We start from the raw sequence: 21,839 nt of genomic DNA, 5'->3' as shown, positions 1-21,839 counted from the left end.
AAACCATATTTAAGAATAAAGCCATGGAATACGTAGAACTTCAAATCACCAGTAACTTTAGTTTTCTTCGTGGTGCCTCCCATCCCGAGGAGCTAGTCGAAGAGGCCGAGCGATTGGGTTATCAGAAAATTGCCATTACCGATCACAATACACTAGCTGGGATTGTGCGTGCGCACGCTGCAGCCAGAAAACTCAACATCCAGATCATACCCGCCTGTAGGCTAAACCTCATGGATGGGCCAAGCCTGCTTGCCTATCCAACCAATACTGAGGCCTATGGCAGACTATCTGCTCTATTAAGCATGGGGAACCTGCGCACAGAAAAGGGCAGCTGCGAACTTTATAAAAACGATGTATTTGAATATGCTAAGGGAATTATTTTTATTGCCATAGCGCCTGACAGCCTTTCAGAAGATTTTGATTTTCAGACTAACTTTTACACTAGCCTTGAAAGTTATAAAGACGCATTGGCTGAAAGGCTATATCTCGCTATAGGCAGAAGCTACCAGGGCGAAGATCAGAAAAGGATGTTCCGGCTGTCTGAACTATCCAAAAAAACCGGCATCCCGCTTGTAGCAACCAATGATGTTTATTATCACAATGCCCAGAGGCGCGAGCTCCAGGACGTGTTGAGCTGCGTGAGGGAAAAATGTACCATCCACAATGCAGGTTATCTGCTTTTTCAAAACGCAGAGCGGCATTTAAAACCTGAAGCGGAAATGAAAAGGTTATTCCGGCAATATCCAGATGCCTTGAAAAACGCGGTTAAAATTTCCGATGCCTGCACCTTCAGCCTGGATAGCCTCCAATACATTTACCCAGAAGAAATCACCTCGGAGGGTAGGACCCCGCAAGAGGAACTGGAATACCTGACGATGAAAGGGGCACATGAAATCTTCGGCGAACGTCTCCCTAAAAAAGTAATGGATAATATCAGCCATGAAATGAAATTTGTACAGGAAATGAACTATGCTTCCTACTTTCTCACCGTATATGACATCGTCCGTTTTGCCAGAAGCGAGCGCATCTTATGCCAGGGACGTGGCTCTGCCGCCAACTCCACCATCTGCTACTGCCTGGGGATTACCTCTGTAGACCCGACTAAATTTGACTTGTTGTTTGAGCGTTTTATCTCCTCTGCCCGCAATGAGCCTCCAGATATTGACGTTGATTTTGAACATGAACGAAGGGAAGAAGTAATCCAATATATTTATAGTAAATATGGCCGTGACCGCGCAGCAATCGTAGCCACGGTAACCCAGCAAAGGCAAAAAGGCGCTATCCGTGATGTAGGCAAAGTAATGGGGCTATCGGTAGATACCATTAACCGCCTCTCCAGCTCTATTTGGGAATTTACCGATGAATGGTTCGAAGGCGGAAAATTAACCGAACAAGGGCTCAATCCCAATGACCCGCTACTAAGAAAGGTACTAAGCCTTACCGCTCAGATGATGGGCTTTCCAAGGCAACTTGGCCAGCATACAGGAGGTTTTGTTATTACCCGTGGTAAACTGACTGACCTCTGCCCTATCCTGAATGCCCGAATGGAAGACCGTACCAATATCGAATGGAACAAAGATGACATCGATACGCTCGGTTTTTTAAAAATCGATGTATTAGCCCTTGGTATGCTCACCTGTATTCGTAAAGGCTTCGATCTTGCCAAAGCACACTACGACCTGGAGTTAACTATGGCCAAGATAAATGAAAACGAAGATCCAAAGGTTTATGATATGATCAGCCATGCTGATACCCTGGGCGTTTTTCAGATCGAAAGCCGTGCCCAGATGTCCATGTTGCCACGCCTTAAGCCAAAAACATTTTATGACCTTGTAATCGAAGTTGCTATCGTACGCCCAGGTCCCATCCAAGGGGATATGGTGCATCCTTATCTGAGAAGACGAAATGGGGAAGAAAAAGTTGAATATCCCTCTGAAGAACTGAAAGAAATTTTGCAGCGTACACTTGGCGTTCCCCTCTTCCAGGAACAGGCCATGAAAATTGCCATTGTAGGTGCAGGTTTTACTCCTGCAGAAGCCGATGAACTCCGGCGAAGCATGGCCACCTTTAAAGCTAAGGGAATGGTTGCCAAATTTGAAGAAAAACTTATCTCAGGCATGAAAAGTAAAGGCTACAGCGAAGATTTCGCCAGGCGAGTATTCAAACAGCTGGAAGGCTTTGGAAGTTATGGCTTTCCTGAAAGCCATGCCGCCAGCTTTGCCCTGCTAGTTTATGTCTCCTGTTACCTGAAATGTTATTACCCCGATGTATTTGCGACAGCGCTACTAAACAGCATGCCCATGGGATTTTATCAGCCGGCACAGATCGTAATCGATGCAAAAAAGCATGGCGTAGAAGTTCGTCCCATTGATATCAATTATTCGTCTTGGGATAATATTTTAGAAGAGAAATCTGGAAAATACCATGCCCTCCGCCTTGGCTTCCGACAGATAAAAGGTATTCGCGAAGAAGATATTGAGGCCTTGACTGCTAACCGCAGCCAGGACTATAAGCAGCCCCATGAACTAATGGATGCCGGAGTTAAGTTATCTACCCTGGAGAGACTTGCCGATGCCGATGCTTTCGGTTCCATGGGCCTGGATAGAAGACGGGCCTTATGGGAGGTATCGGCTATGGCTGACCGTCCCATAGCACTTTTTGAAAACCAACCCTCGGAAAGTACTCTGGAAACCCAGGCCACTCTTCCCCTGATGACTAAAGGCGAGCATGTAATTCAGGATTATGCCACAACTTCCCTTTCATTAAAAGCACATCCGGTACACTTTGTGCGGGAACAACTGACCTTACTGCGGGTAATCCCGACTAAAGATCTCACCGGATTAAAAGATGGACAAACCGTTAAAGTGGCCGGACTGGTATTAGTCCGGCAGCGTCCTGGAACAGCAAAAGGGGTATGTTTCATCACCATTGAAGATGAAACCGGTTTTACTAATTTGGTCGTTTTTGAAAATCTGTTCGAAAAATTTCGTAAAGAAATTATCCAGTCACGGCTTTTGATGGTTGAGGGTAAACTGCAAATAGAGGGAGAAGTGATCCATGTGATCGTTAAACGCTGCTTTGATCTCACTAGCATGCTGCGCATTATAGATAGAACAGAAAGCCGTGAATTTCCTGCTGTAGCTTTTTCCAGGTCTGATGAGCGTACCGCCCCTTACTCCTCAGCGGCTAGTATGGAAAGGAACCATTCTGATAAAAACGCCATGCCAAAGGGCAGGAATTTCAAATAATCTCCTATTAGAACTAAAAATCCACCCCGCCTGCAAACCCGGTGCCGTATTGGACAAAGAATATTTTGGATATAAGCATTAAAAATGGAAACTTCATTATCACCGTAGGTTACTTCTCTCGAATAGCCCATGAAAACAAAACTATTGTTTTGGGATATTGTTGTATATCTTTAGCGTTCCACAATTTAGCTATCTATATATGATCAGGATTATTATTGCTGAAGACCATTTAATTGTGCGTAACGGGTTGAAGATGTTGCTGGGCACGCAGCCGGATTTTCAGATTGTGGGACTTGCTGCCGATGGGCAAGAAGTTTTGGACTTATTAGGTAGGGGAATCGAAACAGACATTGTCCTTACCGATATCAACATGCCAGGGATGGACGGATTGACATTAATAGAAACATTGGTAGCCCAGAAGCATCCAGCAAAGTCAATTGTACTTTCTATGATCGATACTGAGCCATATGTATTAAAGGTTTTTGCAGCCGGTGCCAGCGGCTATGCGCTCAAAAACATGGATGAGACGGAACTGATCTTTGCGATTCGGATTGTGTTTGCAGGACAGCGTTTTTTAAGTACGGAACTCACCTCTGGACTAATCGATAAAGCTGTACATCATACCTTTAACCCACAGCCCCAGACAGAAAAAACTGTCGAACTTTCCGTCCGGGAGCTTGAGGTATTGAACCTGATCGCGGACGGTATGACCAATACGGAAATGGGCGAACAGCTGTTCTTAAGTAAACGGACTATTGAAGGGCATAGGCAGGCATTATTGGATAAAACAGGCTCGAGGAATACAGCAAGGCTGATCCGATATGCCGTCATGAACAATCTTTTGTAGGTAGCGAAATTTAGGAACTCTTATCGGTACTAGTCTTGTAGGTATTTATACGTGAATAAGCGCGAAAAATACGCGATTTTTATTTTCGATAGTGTATCAGGTTTCAAGGCCTTATTTATGCAAGCAAAACAGCCATTGAACTGATTGTTAAACTTTTGGGTACTAATTCGAAACTTCTCTATAGTGCTGTCATCAAAGGATCTTGGATAATTTTGCGTATCTTAAAGATAAGCTGCAATATTCAATATTTGCCGCTACGCCCGGAATATTCCTGGCGGATAAAATCCAAAATAAAGAGGATAATTAATATGACGGCGGGCAAAATACTAATTGTAGAAAACAATTCCAGCAATGCAGAGGCACTGCAGTTATTGCTTGAAAGCGAGCATTTCAATGTGATATCTCTAAAAGGCAGAGAACTTTTAAACGAGGTCCTACAACGTTTCTCGCCCGACCTTGTATTAATGGATATTCTATTAGACCATGATGATGGTAGATTGATCTGCAGGGAACTGAAGCAATTGAGGGCACAACAACAAATCCCGGTGATGTTAATCACAGCAATGCTGGAAAAGGATGCATTGCTTCTTGATAGTGGGGCGGATGCACTGATGTTCAAACCTTTTGAAAGCAGTAACCTTATAGCCACGGTTAGCAGGCTGCTTGAAGCTAACAATAAACTCGCATAATACCAATACCCCAGGAATTAAGGGCTTATTTCTTCATGCTCATCTGCGACAGGCCAGCTCACCCTAACAGTGGTACCTATTTTTTCACCCGAGGTGATCTCCACCCCGCCGTTAAGCAGATCTGCCTTGCTCTCTATCGATGCCAGTCCAATGCCAGTCCTGTTTTTTTGGTTCATCCCCCTACCATTATCGCTCACTTCGATTACAATATTTCCTGATTCGATCCGGATATTGACCGATGCATTGGTCGCCCCTGCATGCTTAAGTACATTTAGCATCAGTTCTTGCGCGGTCCGGAAAACTGCCAGTTGGATATCCTCTTCGAGTTCCTCTCCGCCAAGTTCAATTTTACAGTCAAAACGCACTCCATCCTGCATCTGCCTACAGGTATCCTCCAAGGCTACTTTAAGTCCGAAATCGTTGAGGCTGGTGGGCATCAGCTGATGGGAAATCCGCCGGGTATCACGCATTGCCTCCAAGAGGAGCTGAAGGGCATATTCCCTGTTTTTGTCATATTGCACGGGATCGGAAACAGCTAGCTTTGCGGTCATTCCGCTAATGTTAATCTTAATGCCATAAAGAATCTGCCCTAACCCATTGTGCAGGCTCTCGGCAAAACGTCGGCGCTCCTCCTCCAATGTACTCAAAGTGATTCTGAAAATTTCTTTCTGTTGGGCAGCACGCAATTTCTTCAAATTTTCCTCTGCCTCCTTTTTTGCCGTAATATTGCTGGCGACCCCAAACCACTCCCTGATATTGCCATCTTCATCCATTAAAGGTACTGCCCGGGAATGGGTCCATCCGATTTTTCCATTGGCCATGATAACCCGATGCTCGAGTTCAAACATTGTCTTAAGCGCGATGGCCATGTTAACTGCCGCCATTACCCTGGGCTGTTCTTCTATTGGAATATAGCGCTCAAGCCATTCTTGGTGAGCATCGAGGGTATTCCTTAAAAAATTTTTGCTTTCCAGTGCCCACATTTGCTTCCAGTCGGCGCTCATCTGGTAGACCAGCTCAGAACTGGCAGTCACATAAGCACGGAGCTTCTCCTCGTAGCGATCCAGGTAAGAATTGGCCGTAGCCAGTTCTGCTGTCCTTTCGGCTACTTCCTGTTCAAGCCGGCCTAGCTGGGCGAGATGTTTATCGTTTATTTTCTTTTCAGCAGCAGCTTGCTCAGCAGCCTGCCATATACGGGTACACACATCTTCAATAAGCGCTATCTCCGTGACCGTCCATTGACGGGGGTGGATGTAATGCACCCCCACCATGGCCATCAATATTCCATTTTTGACGAGCGGAACAGCAACGGCCGACCGTGTGCCGATTTCACGAAATACGCTTTTGGCCTTCGAGGTAAATCTGTTATCGCGAAGAATATCTTCGATAACCAAGGTAGATCCAGCGTCGATGGCAGACGGAATAAAATTGCTCAGGCTCATCGTAGCTGGCAGCGAAGTCAATCCATCACAATATTCTGGTCCAATCAGAAGCGCCTCACCATCCTTTAGCACGCTGGAATAAAATGCTCTTGAGGCTCCAAGGTGACTACCAATAAGCTGGATCGCCACCCAGCGGATCTGCTGGGGATCCTTTAAAGGCCTAAGGGCATCACTCATGCGGAGCAGATACCCTTGCTGCTGATGCAAAGAGTGCCCTGTCACATCCCTAAACACCATCATTAACCGCTGTCTGTTTTCATCCCCCAACCTGGAGACACTTACTTCGAGCTTTATACTCTCTGATGGAATTTCATATGTTACTCTTTGGGCCTCTCCTGTTTGCACCGTCTTTTCAAACTGCTCGAACCACAACTGTGGTGCTGTGGGAAAGTCGCGTTTAATACTTTCTCCAATGATGCCACTAATACCAGGTAATCGCTGATAAGCGGGATTTGCAGCTATATAACGATAATCATTGGTAAGTGTCCGTCCGGGTGACGTTCGTTCCAATATGCAGGCAGCTTCATCCAGCGCCATGAAAAATGCACTAAAGTCGATGGGTTGCTCAACAGTATCCATAGCAGATAAACAGTACAGGAATGTTTTTGTTTTGGCCCCGCACTTCAGATATTAGCTACAAAAACTCATTTTTAACACTTCTACAAGCTATCATTTAAACCACCACAGTCAGCCTGACAATAGACCGTAGTAACAGCCGTATTTGTACGATAATTCATAAATCCTCGCTCTGGCCGCTATATTCTTTATAGCTTTATCCCCAAAGTCCGGAACTATCAGGTTGAACACTTAATATACCCTCGCGTCCGGCCAAAAAGAATCGATATTTCCTCAATTTATTTATTACTAATATGCCATTAAGCGCCGAGAGTATTCTGGCAAAACTTCCGATAACCTATTGTGCCATCGATAAACATGGTCTGGTATCCCATTCGAACATTCCCTCACTTCAGGCCGGTTCTCACATAGATGCTTCTTTTGAAACCGCTATTCGCAAAAAGGCAATGTTATTGGTTGAAAATGCATTGAAATTAGGTTTATATGGCGAATTAAACTATCATCAATCGGGAAGCGGAAGACTGACCTATCTAACTGTTGCCCCTACCGTTTACGGCGCACTGGTATCTTTTTTTGATACCGGAATTCAGCCTATTCAACCAACACCGGAAATCCAGACAGACTTTGGGGAGAATTATCCGGAGACATTTTACGGTCCTATCCTGGATAGCTTGCCTGATTATGTCTTTGTTTTTGACCGCCAGGGAAAGTTTGTATATGTTAATAGCTCTATGCGCAGGCTTTATGGTTATGATCTGGATGTAATAGGTAAAGGCCTTTTGGAAATTGGCTATCCAGATGAACTTGCCACGCTGCTCAATGGTTATATAAGCGATGTTTTCACTACAGGAAAAGCGGTTAGTGATGAGGTATATTATACGAGCAGAACAGGTTTTTCTGCATATTTTGATTTTATTTATAGTCCGGTATTGGGTAGGGATAACAAGGTCGCATATGTTGCCGGCGTATCGCGTGACACGACCTCCAGAAAGCTTACCGAGCAAAAGCTGGCGGAGAGCAGGGCCCGTTTATCAGCGGTGTTGGAAATCTTACCTGCCGGGATAGCCATCACGGACAAAGATGGGGAATTCCTATTTTCCAATACCGAGATGGACCGTTTTGTACCGCGCAGGATTATGCCATCGACAGATGATACGAGGCTTTCAGACTGGCAGGCTTTCGATACGCTTGGAAAACCGCTGCCCAGAAGTGAATTTCCTGGAGCAAGGGCATTGCGCGGGGAACATGTAAAACCGGGGATCGATATGCTTTATACCCACCCAGCTGGCAACAGGATCTGGACGAAGGTATCCGCTATACCTCTTATAGATGACCGCGGTTTAGTCAATGGGCAGGTAACTCTGGTGCATGATGTAAGCGAGCTCAAGGATACCATCAGGGCTGCCTTCGACAGTGTAACCGAAATGATCCAGGTATTTAAGGCATTACGGGATGATGACGGCCGGATCATCGATTTCATCTGGGTGCTTAACAATGCGAGCTCTGAAAAAATCTATGGTGATGTTATAGGAAAACGTCTTCTCGAAAATAATCCCGGTGTGGTAAAGGCTGGTATTTTTGACCATTTTATAGAGGTAGTGGAATCTGGCAGGGCTGTGCAGTACGAGAAAAATTATGTATCGGAAATGTTCGATGGCTGGTTCCATCAATCAGTGGTAAAGCTAGGTGACGGCGTGGCTACAACGACAACGGATATCACCTCCAGAAAAAAAACCGAAGTACAGATGCAGCGCAACCTTATGCTGCTAAACAGGGCCGAATCTATCGGTAAAAGTGGAAGCTGGGAATACGATCCCGCCAGCGGCATTTTTCACTGGTCAGCGGGAATGTATCACCTATTCGGCATCACTCCCGGTTCAAGCGTAACTGAAGATATATTGCTTGAAAAAGCTACGAAGGGTTCTAAAAAAAAGTTAGTGGAAATCATCAGGGCCCTACGTAAGGGTAATGAAGATATTGATACTGTTATTGAATTTAATATCAATGGCAAGCCTATCGCACATCAACTAACCGCTTATCCGGTTACTAACCTGAAAGGACAGCATCAAAACAGTAGCGCAATCATGGGGATCAACATAGATATCTCGAAGAAACTGGAACTAGAGCAAAATAACCGCAGGCTTGTGCGCGAACGTTACGAGCTTAAGGAGAAGCAGCGGCTGGATCTATTAACCTCTATCCTTGACGTGCAGGAGGAGGAAAGAAGCCGTTTGGCAGATAGCCTACACAATGGGTTATCGCAAACCCTGTATGGAATGTTATTTACATTAAAAGCACTTTCATTAGCACACGGCACCGACAATTTCCAAGAAATAACCTCACAACTCGCATCATTAAAGGAAATGCTAGCTAATGCGATAAGTGAAGCCAGGCGGATTTCCCACGAACTTACCCCCAACATCCTTCAGCTGTTTGGGCTCAGAGCGGCCATTGAAAAAATGTGCACTACCTATGAGCCATCGTTTTCCATCACCCGAACATTTGAAAACTTACCTGCCAAAAGTCAACCCTATCTGGAAATGGTGATATACCGGACCATCCAGGAACTTTTATTGAATGCAGTACGCCATGCTGGGGCAAAGTCTATTGCCATCCGGCTCGAATATGCAGCTAATCGTTTTGATATAAGGGTGAGTGATGATGGTAACGGATTTGCAGATGGAGCAAAAACAAGTGGAATCGGATTGGCAACCATACGCCAGAGGCTAAAACTGCTTAACGGTTCATTGAGTATTTCATCTTCGAAAGGCAATACCGTGGTGAAGGTAAGCATACCGGACAAACCAAGATCCAGGGAAAAATCATAATTATTTTGTGGCTGAGCGCGATCTTTTTTGATCGCATCACATTATCCTGATTTTCTTTCTATTTTTTTTATCGGACAGGTATTGGCAGGTAAATGGTAAAGGGCGGCTGGGTTTTAGCTATCTGCGTCAGCCCCCTGTGAAACATCGTTTTTTTCAGGACCTTTTTTCAACGTTTCCTGTCCTTCAAAATTCTCCTTTTCAAAATTACCGTTTTCATCATAGGCTTTATCCGCATCACTGCCCCGAAGATCATCGTTCTCTATCAGGACAGCCTTACTGCTCTGCTTTTCTTTGTTTTTATTGTCCATAACAATATTTTCTATCCCCAACTTACTCAGGGACTATTACGGTTAATATTTACTTCTGCGAGATGGCCCAAATTTTCGACACAGTCTAAAGACTGCATACTTTGAAACAAAAAGCCACTTTGTTCTAAACTTATCAGGATTTATTTATTCAGGAATTTCCGCCGGCATTTCCAGCAAGGTCACCACCTACATCTTCCTCATCGTCGGTTTCTCCTGTCAAACCGCGTTGTACCTCATTATCATCCATCTCTTTTTCCTCATTTGGACTTTTCTGCGATTGTTCGCTTTCATTTTGAGTTTCTTTCTCCTTTGGGTCGTGATTTTCTTCCATGATATTGCTTTTACTATTAAGAACATATTCCAGTAGGAATGGTTTTGCAGGAATAGTTTATTAAATTTTATCAATAATCCATATTGCGTGTAAATCTCTAAAGGATTATTTGATCAACTATGCCAAAACGGGTATAAATGGGTAATAGCTTAAAATGCCTAAAATAGCCCAGGCATATGTTTTCTACTCTTCCATCAGTCCAATAAAAAGTGGCACTTTAAATCCGAAGAATGGCCGCTTTTAAATATGCCCAAGGTGTACTATTGTTGATAAACTACTTCAAAACTTCCGTACATGGCCATCTCAGCACTATGGGCGACCATAAGTTTTAGTTTTAACTGACCGATAAGCTCTTTGGCAAAATTTATACTTCGGTTGAGGTCTTTGATCCCGCGGATTTCGATCCCCCTTTGGAGCATCTTAAATTTTGATGGTTCGAATTTTTCAATAAATTTCTCGAGGTCCCGAGCTTGAGCTGATTTATCCATAGTTATATATTTCTATCCTGAACCCGGACTATAGCTCTATTGTTTGTTTTGTGACGATGTTATTTTCCACATCTTAATAAGTAACTTAAGATCAGTCCAATCTTTTTTCCTATAGGCTATATTTGTCTCTTACCAAAGCATTGAAAAACAGCGGTTCACTGTCTTTTGGTACCAGATACTCCAAAAACTGTAAGGCAGACTCAAATTTTTGCAAACGCCAAATATGACATCAGTTGTGGCTGAAAAAATAATATTGCGAGGTTTGAAATAGAATAGCTTAACCCCAGTTCACTCCAGCAAAAGGAGAAAACTTAGTTTTCCATCAGATCCCCTCAAATGCGCCTAAAACCTGAACTCAAAACGCTGGAAAAAGATCAAGACCGAGAATAAAATGCGGGGAAAGGCGTTTCCCCGCATGGTAACAGACACCAACACATGTCAAGCTTGACTTCCAAACGCACAGGAATGTTACCGCCAAAATAACCCATAGAATGGCAAAAAGGTTTCCACAGCGAAAAAATCATACAGCGCTAACACAATTTGGAGATGAGGACATCCTCTATCTTCAACGTAATTATGCCTGATAAACCCGCTATGAGATAAAGCCCTAAATAATAATTTCGAACTCCCGTGTGGGTATTACGAAGATGGGATGGGCCGGTCACAATCGTATTTCGACGCCTCGCAAAACAGAGCCTGGCAGAAAAGCCTCCTTACAGACTTAAGTGGCCTAATAATAACTAACAAGTAGTGGATCAAGATGAATTTTTGCATACGCAAAAAAGCCCGCGAGCGATCACGGGCCATAAATTTTATTTTATGAGGTGAAAAGCAATCCGGTAGAACAGGCCAGACTTTATCTATCAGCGATTTAGGTGCGTTTTTTATCCTTTACGTTCAATCAACCTATATTCTAGAGAAATGGTGAAAGCCCACCTAAAACAAACAAGCAAGATTGTCTCGCCAATACAGGCTAGACTTAAGGAACCGAAAATGCATTTCAGGAACTTTAGGGAAGAATTTACTGGTTTGCTGCAGTGGAAAGACCAAGCGCACCCACATATTGAAACGTTGTAAAAGCATTCCCCTGTTCTTTACGTACAACACCTGTGAAACTTGTCGGATAATCCCCGACCGATTCCCAAACCACTTTTGCCGCATCTGCAAACTGGAGCAGATCGGTATCCTCTTTTACTATAAATGTCATCGTATTATCTCCCATCAGTTTACTCCTCTCCGATCCGATAAATTGGGAACGGTAATAATCGTTTTCGCACTGAAGATCATTCTTTAGCTTATCCAACATATATTTTCTATTTTTCCAGCCTAACAATCAAGGCATCTTAAATTTAAACATGCCCCAGCAGCTAAAAGTTTTCTGAGATGAATAATTTGGGTACCTTGAGCAATGGTATCGAAAACAAGTATTGAAAATTCATATAAAACAAACTTTTAACGATATCCATGGTTGTACCCTCATGGAAAACATCGACCAACTCATCATACCAGCAGCCCGTAAGGGAGAAATAGAAGTATTAAAAGAACTTATCCGCCGCGAAGCAGACCTGAATTATACTGACGAAAAAGGATATACGCCACTGATCATCGCCTGTTACAACAATCAACTAGAAGCAGCAAAGCTTTTGATCGAAGCCGGAGCAGCAATCGACGCGGCCGATCACGGAGGCAATACCGCATTGATGGGTGCGGCATTTAAGGGCTATACTGGTATCGCGAAAACTTTAATCGACAATCGGGCATCCCTTGACCTAAAGCACGGCAATGGTGGGACTGCACTGATGTTTGCCGCCATGTTTGGTAGGAACGAAGTGTTGTCTTTGCTCATTGAATGTGGCGCGGATCCCACGCTGAGGGATCACCGTGGCCAAACTGCGATGGATTATGCAGCCTTGCAGGGAAATGAAGCGGGGAGCGAAATCATAGCCCGAGCGATCGGAGCCTGAGCTAATCCGCTAGAAACGCCCTCACCAGGCTTTTCCATTGGGGATAGGACAGCCCTAGTTTTGCAGCAAGACCAACAACCATATTCCTTCCCTTATCGATTAGACCAACAGTATCTGTATTGGCTACCTCATTGCGGCCATGCTCTTCGGCTGACACCTCATTCCCCTTACGCCTGATAATAAAGGTGGAAGTAGCGGTATCCTGTAGAAAATGGGCGGTTTCTGGACTTCCAGATACAGGATGAGCGCATGGCCTTACCTTCATCGCTACCTCCGCAGTACCATCTTTTTCGAAACTTTTGACCTCTTCAACTCTTACCCAATCATAGCCCATTCCAGCCATCGTACCCGGTCCTGGTATATCGATGCGGATATAGTCCCCCTCCCTCGCCGCTCTCTCGACACTTACGCCGGAGGCATCCATCAGCTGGAATGCCGATACTCCGGCAAGCTTGCCCCATGTATTCACAGCCAGTAAACGTCCGCATGCTCGCTCAAAGATACTATTCGCTTCCGCTATGCTACATGCGCTGCGTTTTTCCTCTGCATCCATACTGCTTCCCCTGTACTGGGGAGGGATGAGATCGCCTTTGAAATTACCTTTTTCCATGATTTCAATTTAAAACGACGGGGCAAACCTTGCCCCGTCGTTACGATTAATTAAGCTGGGATTTTTCTGGGGTTTTCCCGCTCCCAAAACCTATGCTGTGCTATCATCTGCTTAAATAGCTCTGTTAGCTTCCTGGTATCCTCTAAAACAACAAGCCCTTCCCTAAGCACCGTTTCCTTTGAATATTCAGCTGGCAGTTTCTTATAAAAGTATGTAGACTCCAATACCTGCATGGCCTGCGCATCTGCGGCAATGGCCTTACAATGTTTGAATGCCTCATTTAAAAAATGTATCGCATTGGCTTCCGCCTCCAGCGTGGCTACGGAATTGGTGCCACCCGGAAGATAAACCGCATCGTATAAAACTGAAGCGGCAGTAAGGAAACTCTCATCGGGAACAATCTTCTGATCTTCCACTGAAATGACTTCTCCGAGCTTCGGTGCGATAATATGTACCACTGCGCCATCTGCTATCAAAGCATCTTTTACCGTACTTAGCGCTTTACCATCCACGCCATCGGCTGCCAGTATGGCTATTTTCCGCGTTTTGATGTTATCTTTTATAGTTCCAGCCATGCTCAAAGCCTCTGATCTATCCAGGCTGCCCTCCGGGTTGAGCGAAGTATAGTCCTCCTTTTTGCCGTCTGCGGGTACACTTTTGTTAAGCTCTTCAAGACTAGTTTCAGGTATATGTAAACCAAGCGCATAGGCCACCTCAGCGGAAAGTCCCTTATCGATCTGGGCGAGCACAGCAAGCATTCGCTCACGCACAGCAACCGCCTTCACCTTACCAAGCTCAAAACTCAGGGCATCGATAATATGGTTTTTCTCTGGATCGCTCTGTGAATTGAAAAACAAGCGTGCCTGTGAGAAATGGTCAAAAAAGCTACGACTCCTGGCCCTGATCTTTTTAGCATCAATCCGCTCATTGTAACTGGTAAAACCGCCGTCGGCTTCCCTCACCTGCAGGGGATCATTAGCCGCCAACGCGTTCGGTCCATAGCTGGTCTTGCCCCTATTGATCGTCTGGCGCATATAACCATCACGCTGATTATTGTGTACCGGAACAACTGGCCTATTGATGGGGATCTCATGGAAATTTGGTCCACCTAAACGGATCAGCTGGGTATCAGTATAGGAAAATAACCTGCCCTGAAGTAACGGGTCATTAGTAAAATCAATCCCAGGAACTACATGTCCTACATGGAAGGCCACCTGTTCGGTTTCCGCAAAAAAGTTATCTGGATTCCGATTAAGGGTCATTTTACCGATTCGCTGTACCGGTACAAGCTCTTCGGGAATGAGTTTAGTAGGATCGAGTATATCAAACTCAAATTTAAATTCATCTGCCTCCGGTATCACCTGTATTCCCAGTTCCCACTCCGGAAAAGCACCTGCTTCAATCGCATCCCAAAGATCCCTGCGGTGAAAATCGGGATCTTTTCCCGATATATTCTGTGCTTCATCCCAGGCTACAGCATGCACCCCCAATAACGGTTTCCAATGGAATTTTACAAAATTCGATTCACCTCTGGCATTCACCATACGGAAAGTATGCACCCCAAAGCCCTCCATCATCCGGTACGAGCGCGGCAAAGCTCGGTCACTCATCGCCCACATGATCATATGTGCCGATTCCGGCATCTGTGAGATAAAATCCCAAAAGGTGTCATGTGCTGAGGCAGCTTGCGGCATCTCATTATCCGGCTCTGGTTTAACCGCATGCACCAGATCAGGAAATTTCATTGCATCCTGGATAAAAAATACAGGCATGTTATTACCGACCAAATCAAAGTTTCCCTCCTGGGTGTAAAACTTCACGGCAAATCCACGCACATCACGGGCAAGGTCGGTAGAGCCGCGGGATCCGGCTACAGTGGAAAAGCGCACGAACACGGGCGTTTCTGCTCCAGGATCACTTAAAAAAGCTGCACGTGTAAGCTCCGATAAATCTTCATAGACTCTAAATACACCATGCGCAGCTGATCCCCGCGCATGGACAATCCGCTCCGGGATACGCTCATGATCGAAATGGGTAATCTTTTCGCGCAGAATAAAGTCCTCCAGCAGCGTTGCACCTCTATCCCCAGCTTTAAGTGAATTCTGATCATCATTTATCTTTACGCCGTGGTTGGTAGTCATGGACGCACCACTGGCATCCGCTACAAAGTTTTCCAACTGGCCGGTTTTAGTACTCTCCTGCTTTGTAGCTACGTTTTTTGATTTTGGATTTTGCTTCGCCATATTTTTTCTGGGTTATGCCTCCTGAGACGCTTTGTAATTAATATCTTTTTCTGACACCTGGCTAAGGTTATCATCTGCATTTTTTTCCTCTTCCAGTGTCTGCGCCAAAAGCGCAGCCACCTCATCGAGTCCAAGTGTCAAAGCCAGCTGGTGTAAGCCGCCATAACTGGCGATCTCGTAGTGCTCAACTTTCTGAGCGGCCAGGATAATCCCAACATCTCTGGTAGCTGTTCCAGCTGGCGTTTCCTCTACAATCCCTTCAGCTTCTTTGGTCAGCCCTTCCATTGCATCGCATTTTTTGGCGACCGCTTTTTCACCAAGCAGCTCAAATACTTGCTCCAACCTTGCCACATGACCTTCGGTTTCAGCTAAATGTGACTGGATTGCTTGCTTTAGTGCAGGGGAAGTTGCTGCCGAAATCATTTTAGGAAGCGCCTTCACCAGATGGTTTTCAGCCCAGTAGAGATCGCAAATAGAGTCAGTGAACAGTTCTTTTAACGCAGGTGACTCCGCCACAGTGGTCTGGGCAGCAAATTTAGGGCTGCTGCCGGTTTCATTTTTTTTCATGATATGTTCTGTTAAGGTAATGTATGAATAGAACCCTATATCAGCTGATTAAGTTTTGCCAATTTTTCCCTAAATGCTACGGCAAAAGACGGAAAGATAAAAACGGAATCCAGATCGCTGTTTGAGCTGTGCTAGACGGATTTACAAAACTTTAACTCAAATGACACTGTTGCACTTAGAAAGCCACATCTGCAGTGGAAGCAATTTACGCTCCGAATGTTTCCTCCAAACAGTAATAGCGGCCTTATCAAAACTTAAAAACCGTATACCATGAATGACATCAAACATTTTGCACTCATTACCGGCGCAACCAGCGGCATCGGTCTGGAACTTGCCAAACTTCTGGCGAAGGATAATTTTAACCTGATTATCGTCGCCCGGGGCGAAGACAAACTCAGCTCGGTAGCCACGCTCCTAAACAAACAGGGTGTGGAGGTGCTGACCATCAGCAAGGACCTTTCTCAGCCAGGCTCGGCAGAGGCACTTTATAATGAAATCAAGGAAAAGGCCATACAGGTAGAGGTACTGATCAACGATGCCGGGCAGGGTGCCTATGGAAAGTTTATTGAAACAGATCTGGAGAAAGAACTGGCGATCATCCATCTCAATATATCTTCCCTAATCACCCTGACCAAGCTCTTCCTAAAAGAAATGGTGGCCCGGGGAAGGGGAAAAATCCTCAACGTAGCCTCGGTTGCGGGAAAGGCACCAGGTCCTTATCAGGCAGTCTACCATGGCACAAAAGCATTTGTCCACTCCTTCAACGAAGCGGTCCGCTCAGAAGTGGCCGGGACAGGTGTGACCATTACCTCCCTGCTTCCCGGGGCTACCGATACTGATTTCTTCAGAAAAGCAGATATGCTGGATTCTAAAATTGTACAGTCCGGTGATCTGGCCGACCCTGCAGCGGTAGCAAAGGATGGCTATGAGGCTATGCTTGCTGGAAAGGATATGATGGTCTCTGGCCTTAAGAATAAAATCCAGGTAGCCCTTGGAAACCTGACCCCGGACAGTATGCAGGCAGAGCAGATGAAAAAAATACAGGAACCCGCGAAGGGCGACAAAAATTAAAAAGCAGCTGTCTCTATTTCACCCCAAAACCACATACCATGAGCAGTCAAAAAACATACCCCAAAAAGACCTGGTTATACCGCAACGGGCTATCGGTAGTTTTTATTACGATCTTTCTGATCACCCTGATGGCACAGGCACTAACGGGTTGGAGGGAGCACAACAGCGAGCTTGCAGATCACGGTGCGGCAGCGTTAACCCTAAGGGGATATTTAACATCCGGGCATTTCATTTCTGCCACTTTTGAAAACTTCGAAAGTGAGTTTCTCCAAATGATGCTATATGTACTCTTGACCGTTAAACTCCGCCAACTTGGATCTGCTGAATCCAAAAAGCTTGATGAAAAAGAAGAAGTTGACCGCGAACCTACTCCCTCCAAACACGCGCCATGGGCTGTAAGGCAGGGTGGCTGGATACTTAAAGTGTATTCCCATTCGCTATCCATCGCCTTTGGTGTACTTTTTCTCAGCAGCTGGGCACTCCATTTCTACGGGAGCTGGCAGGAAAACAACATTTCAAGGGCCCTGCTAGGTAAACCGCGTATGGCCATGTCGGACTATCTGGCTGAGGCTAATTTTTGGTTCGAAACCTTTCAGAACTGGCAGAGCGAATTTCTTTCCGTTGCCGCGATTGTAATCCTCACCATATTCCTGCGGGAAAAAGGGTCACCTGAATCCAAACCCGTTGATGCCCCCAATCTGGAAACCGGCAAATAAACCTTTAACCTTTAAACAAAAGACACAATGGATACATCTGATATCAATACTAAAAGACGCGATGGCGCAAACACCAGCATCTGGGAAGCAGCCGCTCAAAGACTCACTGTACCTGCCGATGCTAAAAACAACCAGGTATACGATGCCCTGATTGTCGGGGCAGGCATTACCGGACTTACCACCGGCCTTCTGTTAGCTCAACAGGGCAAAGCATGTCTAATTGTGGAAGCCCATAGCCTAGGATTTGGCACCAGCGGAGGCACCACTGCCCACCTAAATACCTTCCTGGATGCTACCTATCCGGAGATTGACAGCGATTTTAGCCCGGAAGCCTCGAGACAACTGGCCAGCGCCACCAGCGAAATCATCGAAATGATTAGAAAAAACATCGAAACCTTCTCGATTGAAGCCGATTTTGAATATAAACAGGCTTATCTCTACTCCCAGAACAAGAAAGAAAGTGACCAGCTGTCCGATATCCTCCAGTCCTCTAAAGCAGCAGGGCTACATGTAGACCAGGCCGATCAAAATGGCCTGCCAATACCATTTGAAAAAGCCATCCGCTTTGAAAAGCAGGCGCAGTTCCATCCCATAAAATACCTGCTCGGCCTGGCCAAAGCATTCAAAGACCTTGGCGGCGAAATCATCGAAAACACCTTTGTAAACGGCAGCGAAAAAGCAGATGGGATCCACATGGTAAATACAGGATCAGGGAAGTTCAAGGCCAAACATATCGTTTATGCCACTCATATACCGCCCGGGATCAATATCCTCTCTCTGCGCAACGCCCCTTACCGGAGTTACGTACTGGGCGTTAAACTAAAGAATGGGCCCTACCCGGATGCGCTATGTTATGATATGCAGGAACCATACCATTATTTCAGGACCCACCAGGTTGATGGGGAACAGTACCTGATTGCCGGAGGAGAAGACCATAAAACAGGGCACGGGGATCCAGAGCAGGCCTTGATCAACCTGGAAGATTATCTCCGTAAGTACTTTGATATCAGCGAAGTAAGCTTCAAGTGGTCATCCCAATATTATGTCCCTGTTGACGGCCTTCCCTATATCGGCCAACTGCCGGCCGGAGATGAGGGTATTTTTGTGGCCACGGGATTCAATGGCAATGGAATGATCCTGGGCAGCCTGTCGGGGAGGATCATTAGCGATGAAATCCTGGGCAGGGAAAACGAACTTACCGAGCTGTTAAGCCCCTCCAGACTAAAACCCTTATCCGGCTTTAAAGAATTTATAAAGGAAAACGCGGACGTGGCCTATCATTTCCTAGCAGACAGGTTTGGCGCAGCCGAACAGCCTATAGCCGATCTACCCAAGGGCAGCGGTAAGCTCCTGGAAGTCGAAGGCGAAGAGCTGGCCGTTTACAAGGATCCCGAAGGAAAAGTAACGGCGCTCAATCCGGTGTGCACACATGCGGGATGTATCGTGCAGTGGAATCCCACCGAGCTGAGCTGGGACTGCCCCTGCCATGGCGGGCGCTTCTGCGTTCAAGGTAAAGTCCTTACCGGTCCGCCCCGTAAGGATCTGGAACAGATTGAACTTAAAAAACCATAACCCAGCCAGAATGCAGTTTCGGGATGCTTTAAGAAGGTTCCCGGATAAGGGATGACTAAACGATACCAATTGAAAAACTCTTTTAACGACATACAAACCCCTCAGGACATGAAAGGATTATCGCCATGGGCATTAACTGCGATGAACGAATTCGCAGCTGCCACCCAGCTACACCGTAAAAATATTGGAGAGACAACCTTTACCATTATCAAGACAGTATCCGCTATATGGATAACGGTGACTGAAGGATCGGCTGAGCCTATCCATTTTAGCCCATGTCCGGTAGAAACCCGCGGCATACGGGGGCTGAAAACCCGGACCGCAGAAAATTCGCTCCACATCCACATTAGCTCGCTCATAGGAGAAATCGAAATCAGCATCAGCTTCGGTGAAGACGCTTTCCGCTTCCTCACCTATACCTGTTCGCTAAGACCAAAAGCTGACTTATTCATTCCCTACTGCCCAAGGGACATCCTGACCGCGCAATTCTTAAAGGACAGCCAAAAATCCTGGGGAGATCTGCACCTTAGCCAAAAGGGCACCCGTTCAGGCATCGCCTATTTTACAAGGGTAAAGAGCAAACTGCGCGTACTCTACCTCCAGAACCTCACCGCATTATCATCTTATGCTGAGCAGACTGGGACCAGCCTATCTGGCGTGGTATCAGGCCAGTTGCCTGAAATTGGACTTTCGCTGCCTCCTGCCACCGAAAAGCCCTTAAAAAAAGGACAGCAATATATCATCTCCGAGGCTTACATTTGCCTAAAAACCCTTACCAATGAAAATAGCGACCTTAGCCTAGATTACCTGGACATGCTCTCGGCAGCTTATCTGTTGATGCCCCGGCCAGAGACCCGGTACCTGCCATGGCCCGAAATCCTGAAAAAAGGGCTTAAAGACCTGATTGAAAACCACGGCTGCTGGTCAATGCTCCAGGGCAACAATTACCTGAATGCCTATGTCAGCGACTACGATACCCCGCCTGAGATCATGGTACAACTAGCCGTATTGCTTCCACTTATCGATTACATGGAATGGAGTGGCGAAAAACTGGATATCACCAGCACGATCAGGCAGGGACTACCCTCATTTTACAGCAAAAAACTAAAAACCATTTTGCGCTGGCACCCGGCGGCAGAAGATAAGCTCACAGGCGAAGAGGAACAAAAAATGCCGATGGTGATGGATTCCTGGTACCTCCATCATCCCCTTTTGAATCTATCTAGAATGGCACTAAAGGGTGACAAAGATGCCCGGAAATTATTTTTTGATTCCATCGGCTACGCCATTAACGTTGCGCGAAAATTCGCGTATCAATGGCCTGTATTCTATAAAATGGATACCCTGGAAATCATTAAAGCGGAGACCGCGGAAGGTGAAGGGGGAGAACAGGACGTTCCAGGCCTTTATGCACTGGTGATGCTCCAGGCCTATGAACTGAGTGGGGATAAAAAATACCTGGCGGAGGCTGAAAAGGCCGCCCGAAAACTTTCAGGCATTGGCATGAACATCATGTATCAGGCCAACAATACCGCTTTTGCGGCAGGTGGATTACTAAGGTTATATAAAATTACCGGTAAAGAACTTTACCTCACCCTAAGTTACCGCTGCCTGGCCTCAATTTTCCAAAACGTTCAGTTATGGGACTGCAATTATGGATTTGGCAAACATATACCCACCTTTTTTGCACTCTTTCCGCTCGCTGATGCACCCTATACCGCCGCTTACGAGGAGCAGGAAGTTTTCTGTGCCCTGCATGATTACTTAAAGCATGCCGAAGGCATTGCTATCCTGCCAAGCCTGAGGCTGCTCTGCACAGAATTTATCCGCTACCTGGTTGAGCGTGCCCCTTATTATTATCCTCCGATGCTGCCCAGGGAAATGGTCTCAACGGAAGTGAAGACCGGAGAACTGGACCCTGACCTATGGATTGCCATTGAGGATATTCAGGATGGAAATAGCCCTAGCGGTACCGTCGGTCAGGAAGTTTACGGCGCGGGCAATGCCTTTGGAATATTACCGCGACATTTTATCCGCACCGATGACCAGGATTTTCTCATCTTCTGCGACTATCCTATGACCGCCGTGCGGCATGGAAAACAGCAGGTCAGTTTCCGCCTGCAAGGTGACCTGCGCATGCAATGCAGGCTGCGAATAGTCCCGGCTGAGGAAAACAAACGCCTAAACGGTGTGACCTTCACTATCCATGCAGACCAGGTAGCGCTCAAAGTACATCAGGGTAAAAAGGGGGAGCTGGAAGGAGAATTAGCAGGAAACGCGAAGGTGCTCATCTCCTGGAAGGCATGAGATAAAGTCTTTTAGGGCGAGTGTACCAGCAA

The 21,839-nt window shown here is 45.9% G+C and carries 17 protein-coding genes; 9 read left to right on the top strand and 8 right to left on the bottom strand.

Translation table 11 applies throughout. From position 1 onward, the window contains the following. The first annotated feature begins 23 nt into the window (after positions 1-23). From ACS5PU_RS16970 to ACS5PU_RS16960, 3 genes are all read left to right on the top strand, one after another. Positions 24-3,248 carry an error-prone DNA polymerase gene (locus tag ACS5PU_RS16970; RefSeq protein WP_439460346.1) on the top strand — a complete coding sequence of 1,075 codons (3,225 nt, stop codon included), beginning with the start codon at positions 24-26 and terminating at the stop codon, positions 3,246-3,248. Between the two features lie 199 nt (positions 3,249-3,447). Beyond that, positions 3,448-4,095 carry a response regulator gene (locus ACS5PU_RS16965; protein WP_439460345.1) on the top strand — a complete coding sequence of 216 codons (648 nt, stop codon included), beginning with the start codon at positions 3,448-3,450 and terminating at the stop codon, positions 4,093-4,095. A gap of 308 nt (positions 4,096-4,403) precedes the next feature. Continuing rightward, positions 4,404-4,784: a response regulator gene (locus tag ACS5PU_RS16960; protein WP_439460344.1), complete on the top strand. Its 381-nt coding sequence runs from the start codon at positions 4,404-4,406 to the stop codon at positions 4,782-4,784. Positions 4,785-4,801: 17 nt separating this feature from the next. Here ACS5PU_RS16960 and ACS5PU_RS16955 read toward each other — a convergent pair whose 3' ends face one another. Further along, on the bottom strand, positions 4,802-6,805 hold the full coding sequence (locus ACS5PU_RS16955; RefSeq protein WP_439460343.1) for an ATP-binding protein: 2,004 nt from the start codon (positions 6,803-6,805) through the stop codon (positions 4,802-4,804). Between the two features lie 290 nt (positions 6,806-7,095). On the opposite strand from ACS5PU_RS16955, the gene ACS5PU_RS16950 reads away from it, so the two are divergent. After that, on the top strand, positions 7,096-9,630 hold the full coding sequence (locus ACS5PU_RS16950; RefSeq protein WP_439460342.1) for a PAS domain S-box protein: 2,535 nt from the start codon (positions 7,096-7,098) through the stop codon (positions 9,628-9,630). 113 nt (positions 9,631-9,743) lie between these two features. Here ACS5PU_RS16950 and ACS5PU_RS16945 read toward each other — a convergent pair whose 3' ends face one another. The 4 genes from ACS5PU_RS16945 to ACS5PU_RS16930 all read right to left on the bottom strand — a co-directional run bounded on the left by ACS5PU_RS16945 (position 9,744) and on the right by ACS5PU_RS16930 (position 12,063). Continuing rightward, complete coding sequence (locus ACS5PU_RS16945) at positions 9,744-9,938, bottom strand: hypothetical protein (protein ID WP_439460341.1); 195 nt, start codon at positions 9,936-9,938, stop codon at positions 9,744-9,746. A gap of 148 nt (positions 9,939-10,086) precedes the next feature. Further along, complete coding sequence (locus ACS5PU_RS16940) at positions 10,087-10,269, bottom strand: hypothetical protein (RefSeq protein WP_439460340.1); 183 nt, start codon at positions 10,267-10,269, stop codon at positions 10,087-10,089. 260 nt (positions 10,270-10,529) lie between these two features. Then, positions 10,530-10,757 carry a hypothetical protein gene (locus tag ACS5PU_RS16935; RefSeq protein WP_439460339.1) on the bottom strand — a complete coding sequence of 76 codons (228 nt, stop codon included), beginning with the start codon at positions 10,755-10,757 and terminating at the stop codon, positions 10,530-10,532. 1,021 nt (positions 10,758-11,778) lie between these two features. Beyond that, the gene (locus ACS5PU_RS16930; protein ID WP_439460338.1) at positions 11,779-12,063 is read right to left on the bottom strand and encodes a hypothetical protein; all 285 of its coding nucleotides are present in this window, start codon (positions 12,061-12,063) and stop codon (positions 11,779-11,781) included. A 121-nt stretch (positions 12,064-12,184) separates the two neighbouring features. Between ACS5PU_RS16930 and ACS5PU_RS16925 the strand changes: the two genes are divergently transcribed. Then, positions 12,185-12,721 (top strand): ankyrin repeat domain-containing protein, encoded by a 537-nt coding sequence (locus ACS5PU_RS16925; protein ID WP_439460337.1) that lies wholly within the window; start codon positions 12,185-12,187, stop codon positions 12,719-12,721. Position 12,722: 1 nt separating this feature from the next. Here ACS5PU_RS16925 and ACS5PU_RS16920 read toward each other — a convergent pair whose 3' ends face one another. The 3 genes from ACS5PU_RS16920 to ACS5PU_RS16910 are packed head-to-tail and all read right to left on the bottom strand — an operon-like array spanning position 12,723 to position 16,141. Then, positions 12,723-13,331: a hypothetical protein gene (locus ACS5PU_RS16920; RefSeq protein WP_439460336.1), complete on the bottom strand. Its 609-nt coding sequence runs from the start codon at positions 13,329-13,331 to the stop codon at positions 12,723-12,725. 50 nt (positions 13,332-13,381) lie between these two features. After that, on the bottom strand, positions 13,382-15,574 hold the full coding sequence (locus ACS5PU_RS16915) for a catalase (RefSeq protein WP_439460335.1): 2,193 nt from the start codon (positions 15,572-15,574) through the stop codon (positions 13,382-13,384). A gap of 12 nt (positions 15,575-15,586) precedes the next feature. Next, positions 15,587-16,141 (bottom strand): YciE/YciF ferroxidase family protein, encoded by a 555-nt coding sequence (locus tag ACS5PU_RS16910; RefSeq protein WP_439460334.1) that lies wholly within the window; start codon positions 16,139-16,141, stop codon positions 15,587-15,589. Positions 16,142-16,411: 270 nt separating this feature from the next. Between ACS5PU_RS16910 and ACS5PU_RS16905 the strand changes: the two genes are divergently transcribed. The 4 genes from ACS5PU_RS16905 to ACS5PU_RS16890 all read left to right on the top strand — a co-directional run bounded on the left by ACS5PU_RS16905 (position 16,412) and on the right by ACS5PU_RS16890 (position 21,807). Then, positions 16,412-17,212 carry an SDR family NAD(P)-dependent oxidoreductase gene (locus tag ACS5PU_RS16905; protein ID WP_439460333.1) on the top strand — a complete coding sequence of 267 codons (801 nt, stop codon included), beginning with the start codon at positions 16,412-16,414 and terminating at the stop codon, positions 17,210-17,212. Between the two features lie 38 nt (positions 17,213-17,250). After that, positions 17,251-17,928: a DUF6766 family protein gene (locus ACS5PU_RS16900; protein ID WP_439460332.1), complete on the top strand. Its 678-nt coding sequence runs from the start codon at positions 17,251-17,253 to the stop codon at positions 17,926-17,928. A gap of 27 nt (positions 17,929-17,955) precedes the next feature. Beyond that, the gene (locus ACS5PU_RS16895) at positions 17,956-19,500 is read left to right on the top strand and encodes an FAD-dependent oxidoreductase (protein ID WP_439460331.1); all 1,545 of its coding nucleotides are present in this window, start codon (positions 17,956-17,958) and stop codon (positions 19,498-19,500) included. Positions 19,501-19,608: 108 nt separating this feature from the next. After that, a complete protein-coding gene (locus ACS5PU_RS16890; RefSeq protein WP_439460330.1) occupies positions 19,609-21,807 on the top strand; it encodes a hypothetical protein in 2,199 nt (732 codons plus the stop codon). The last annotated feature ends 32 nt before the right edge of the window (positions 21,808-21,839 follow it).

Origin of the sequence: Pedobacter sp. GSP4 (assembly GCF_051857575.1) — a bacterium.
GTDB lineage: Bacteria > Bacteroidota > Bacteroidia > Sphingobacteriales > Sphingobacteriaceae > Pedobacter.
The sequence above is the reverse complement of the archived record's forward strand: the minus strand, read 5'-3'. Positions and strand labels throughout refer to the sequence as shown.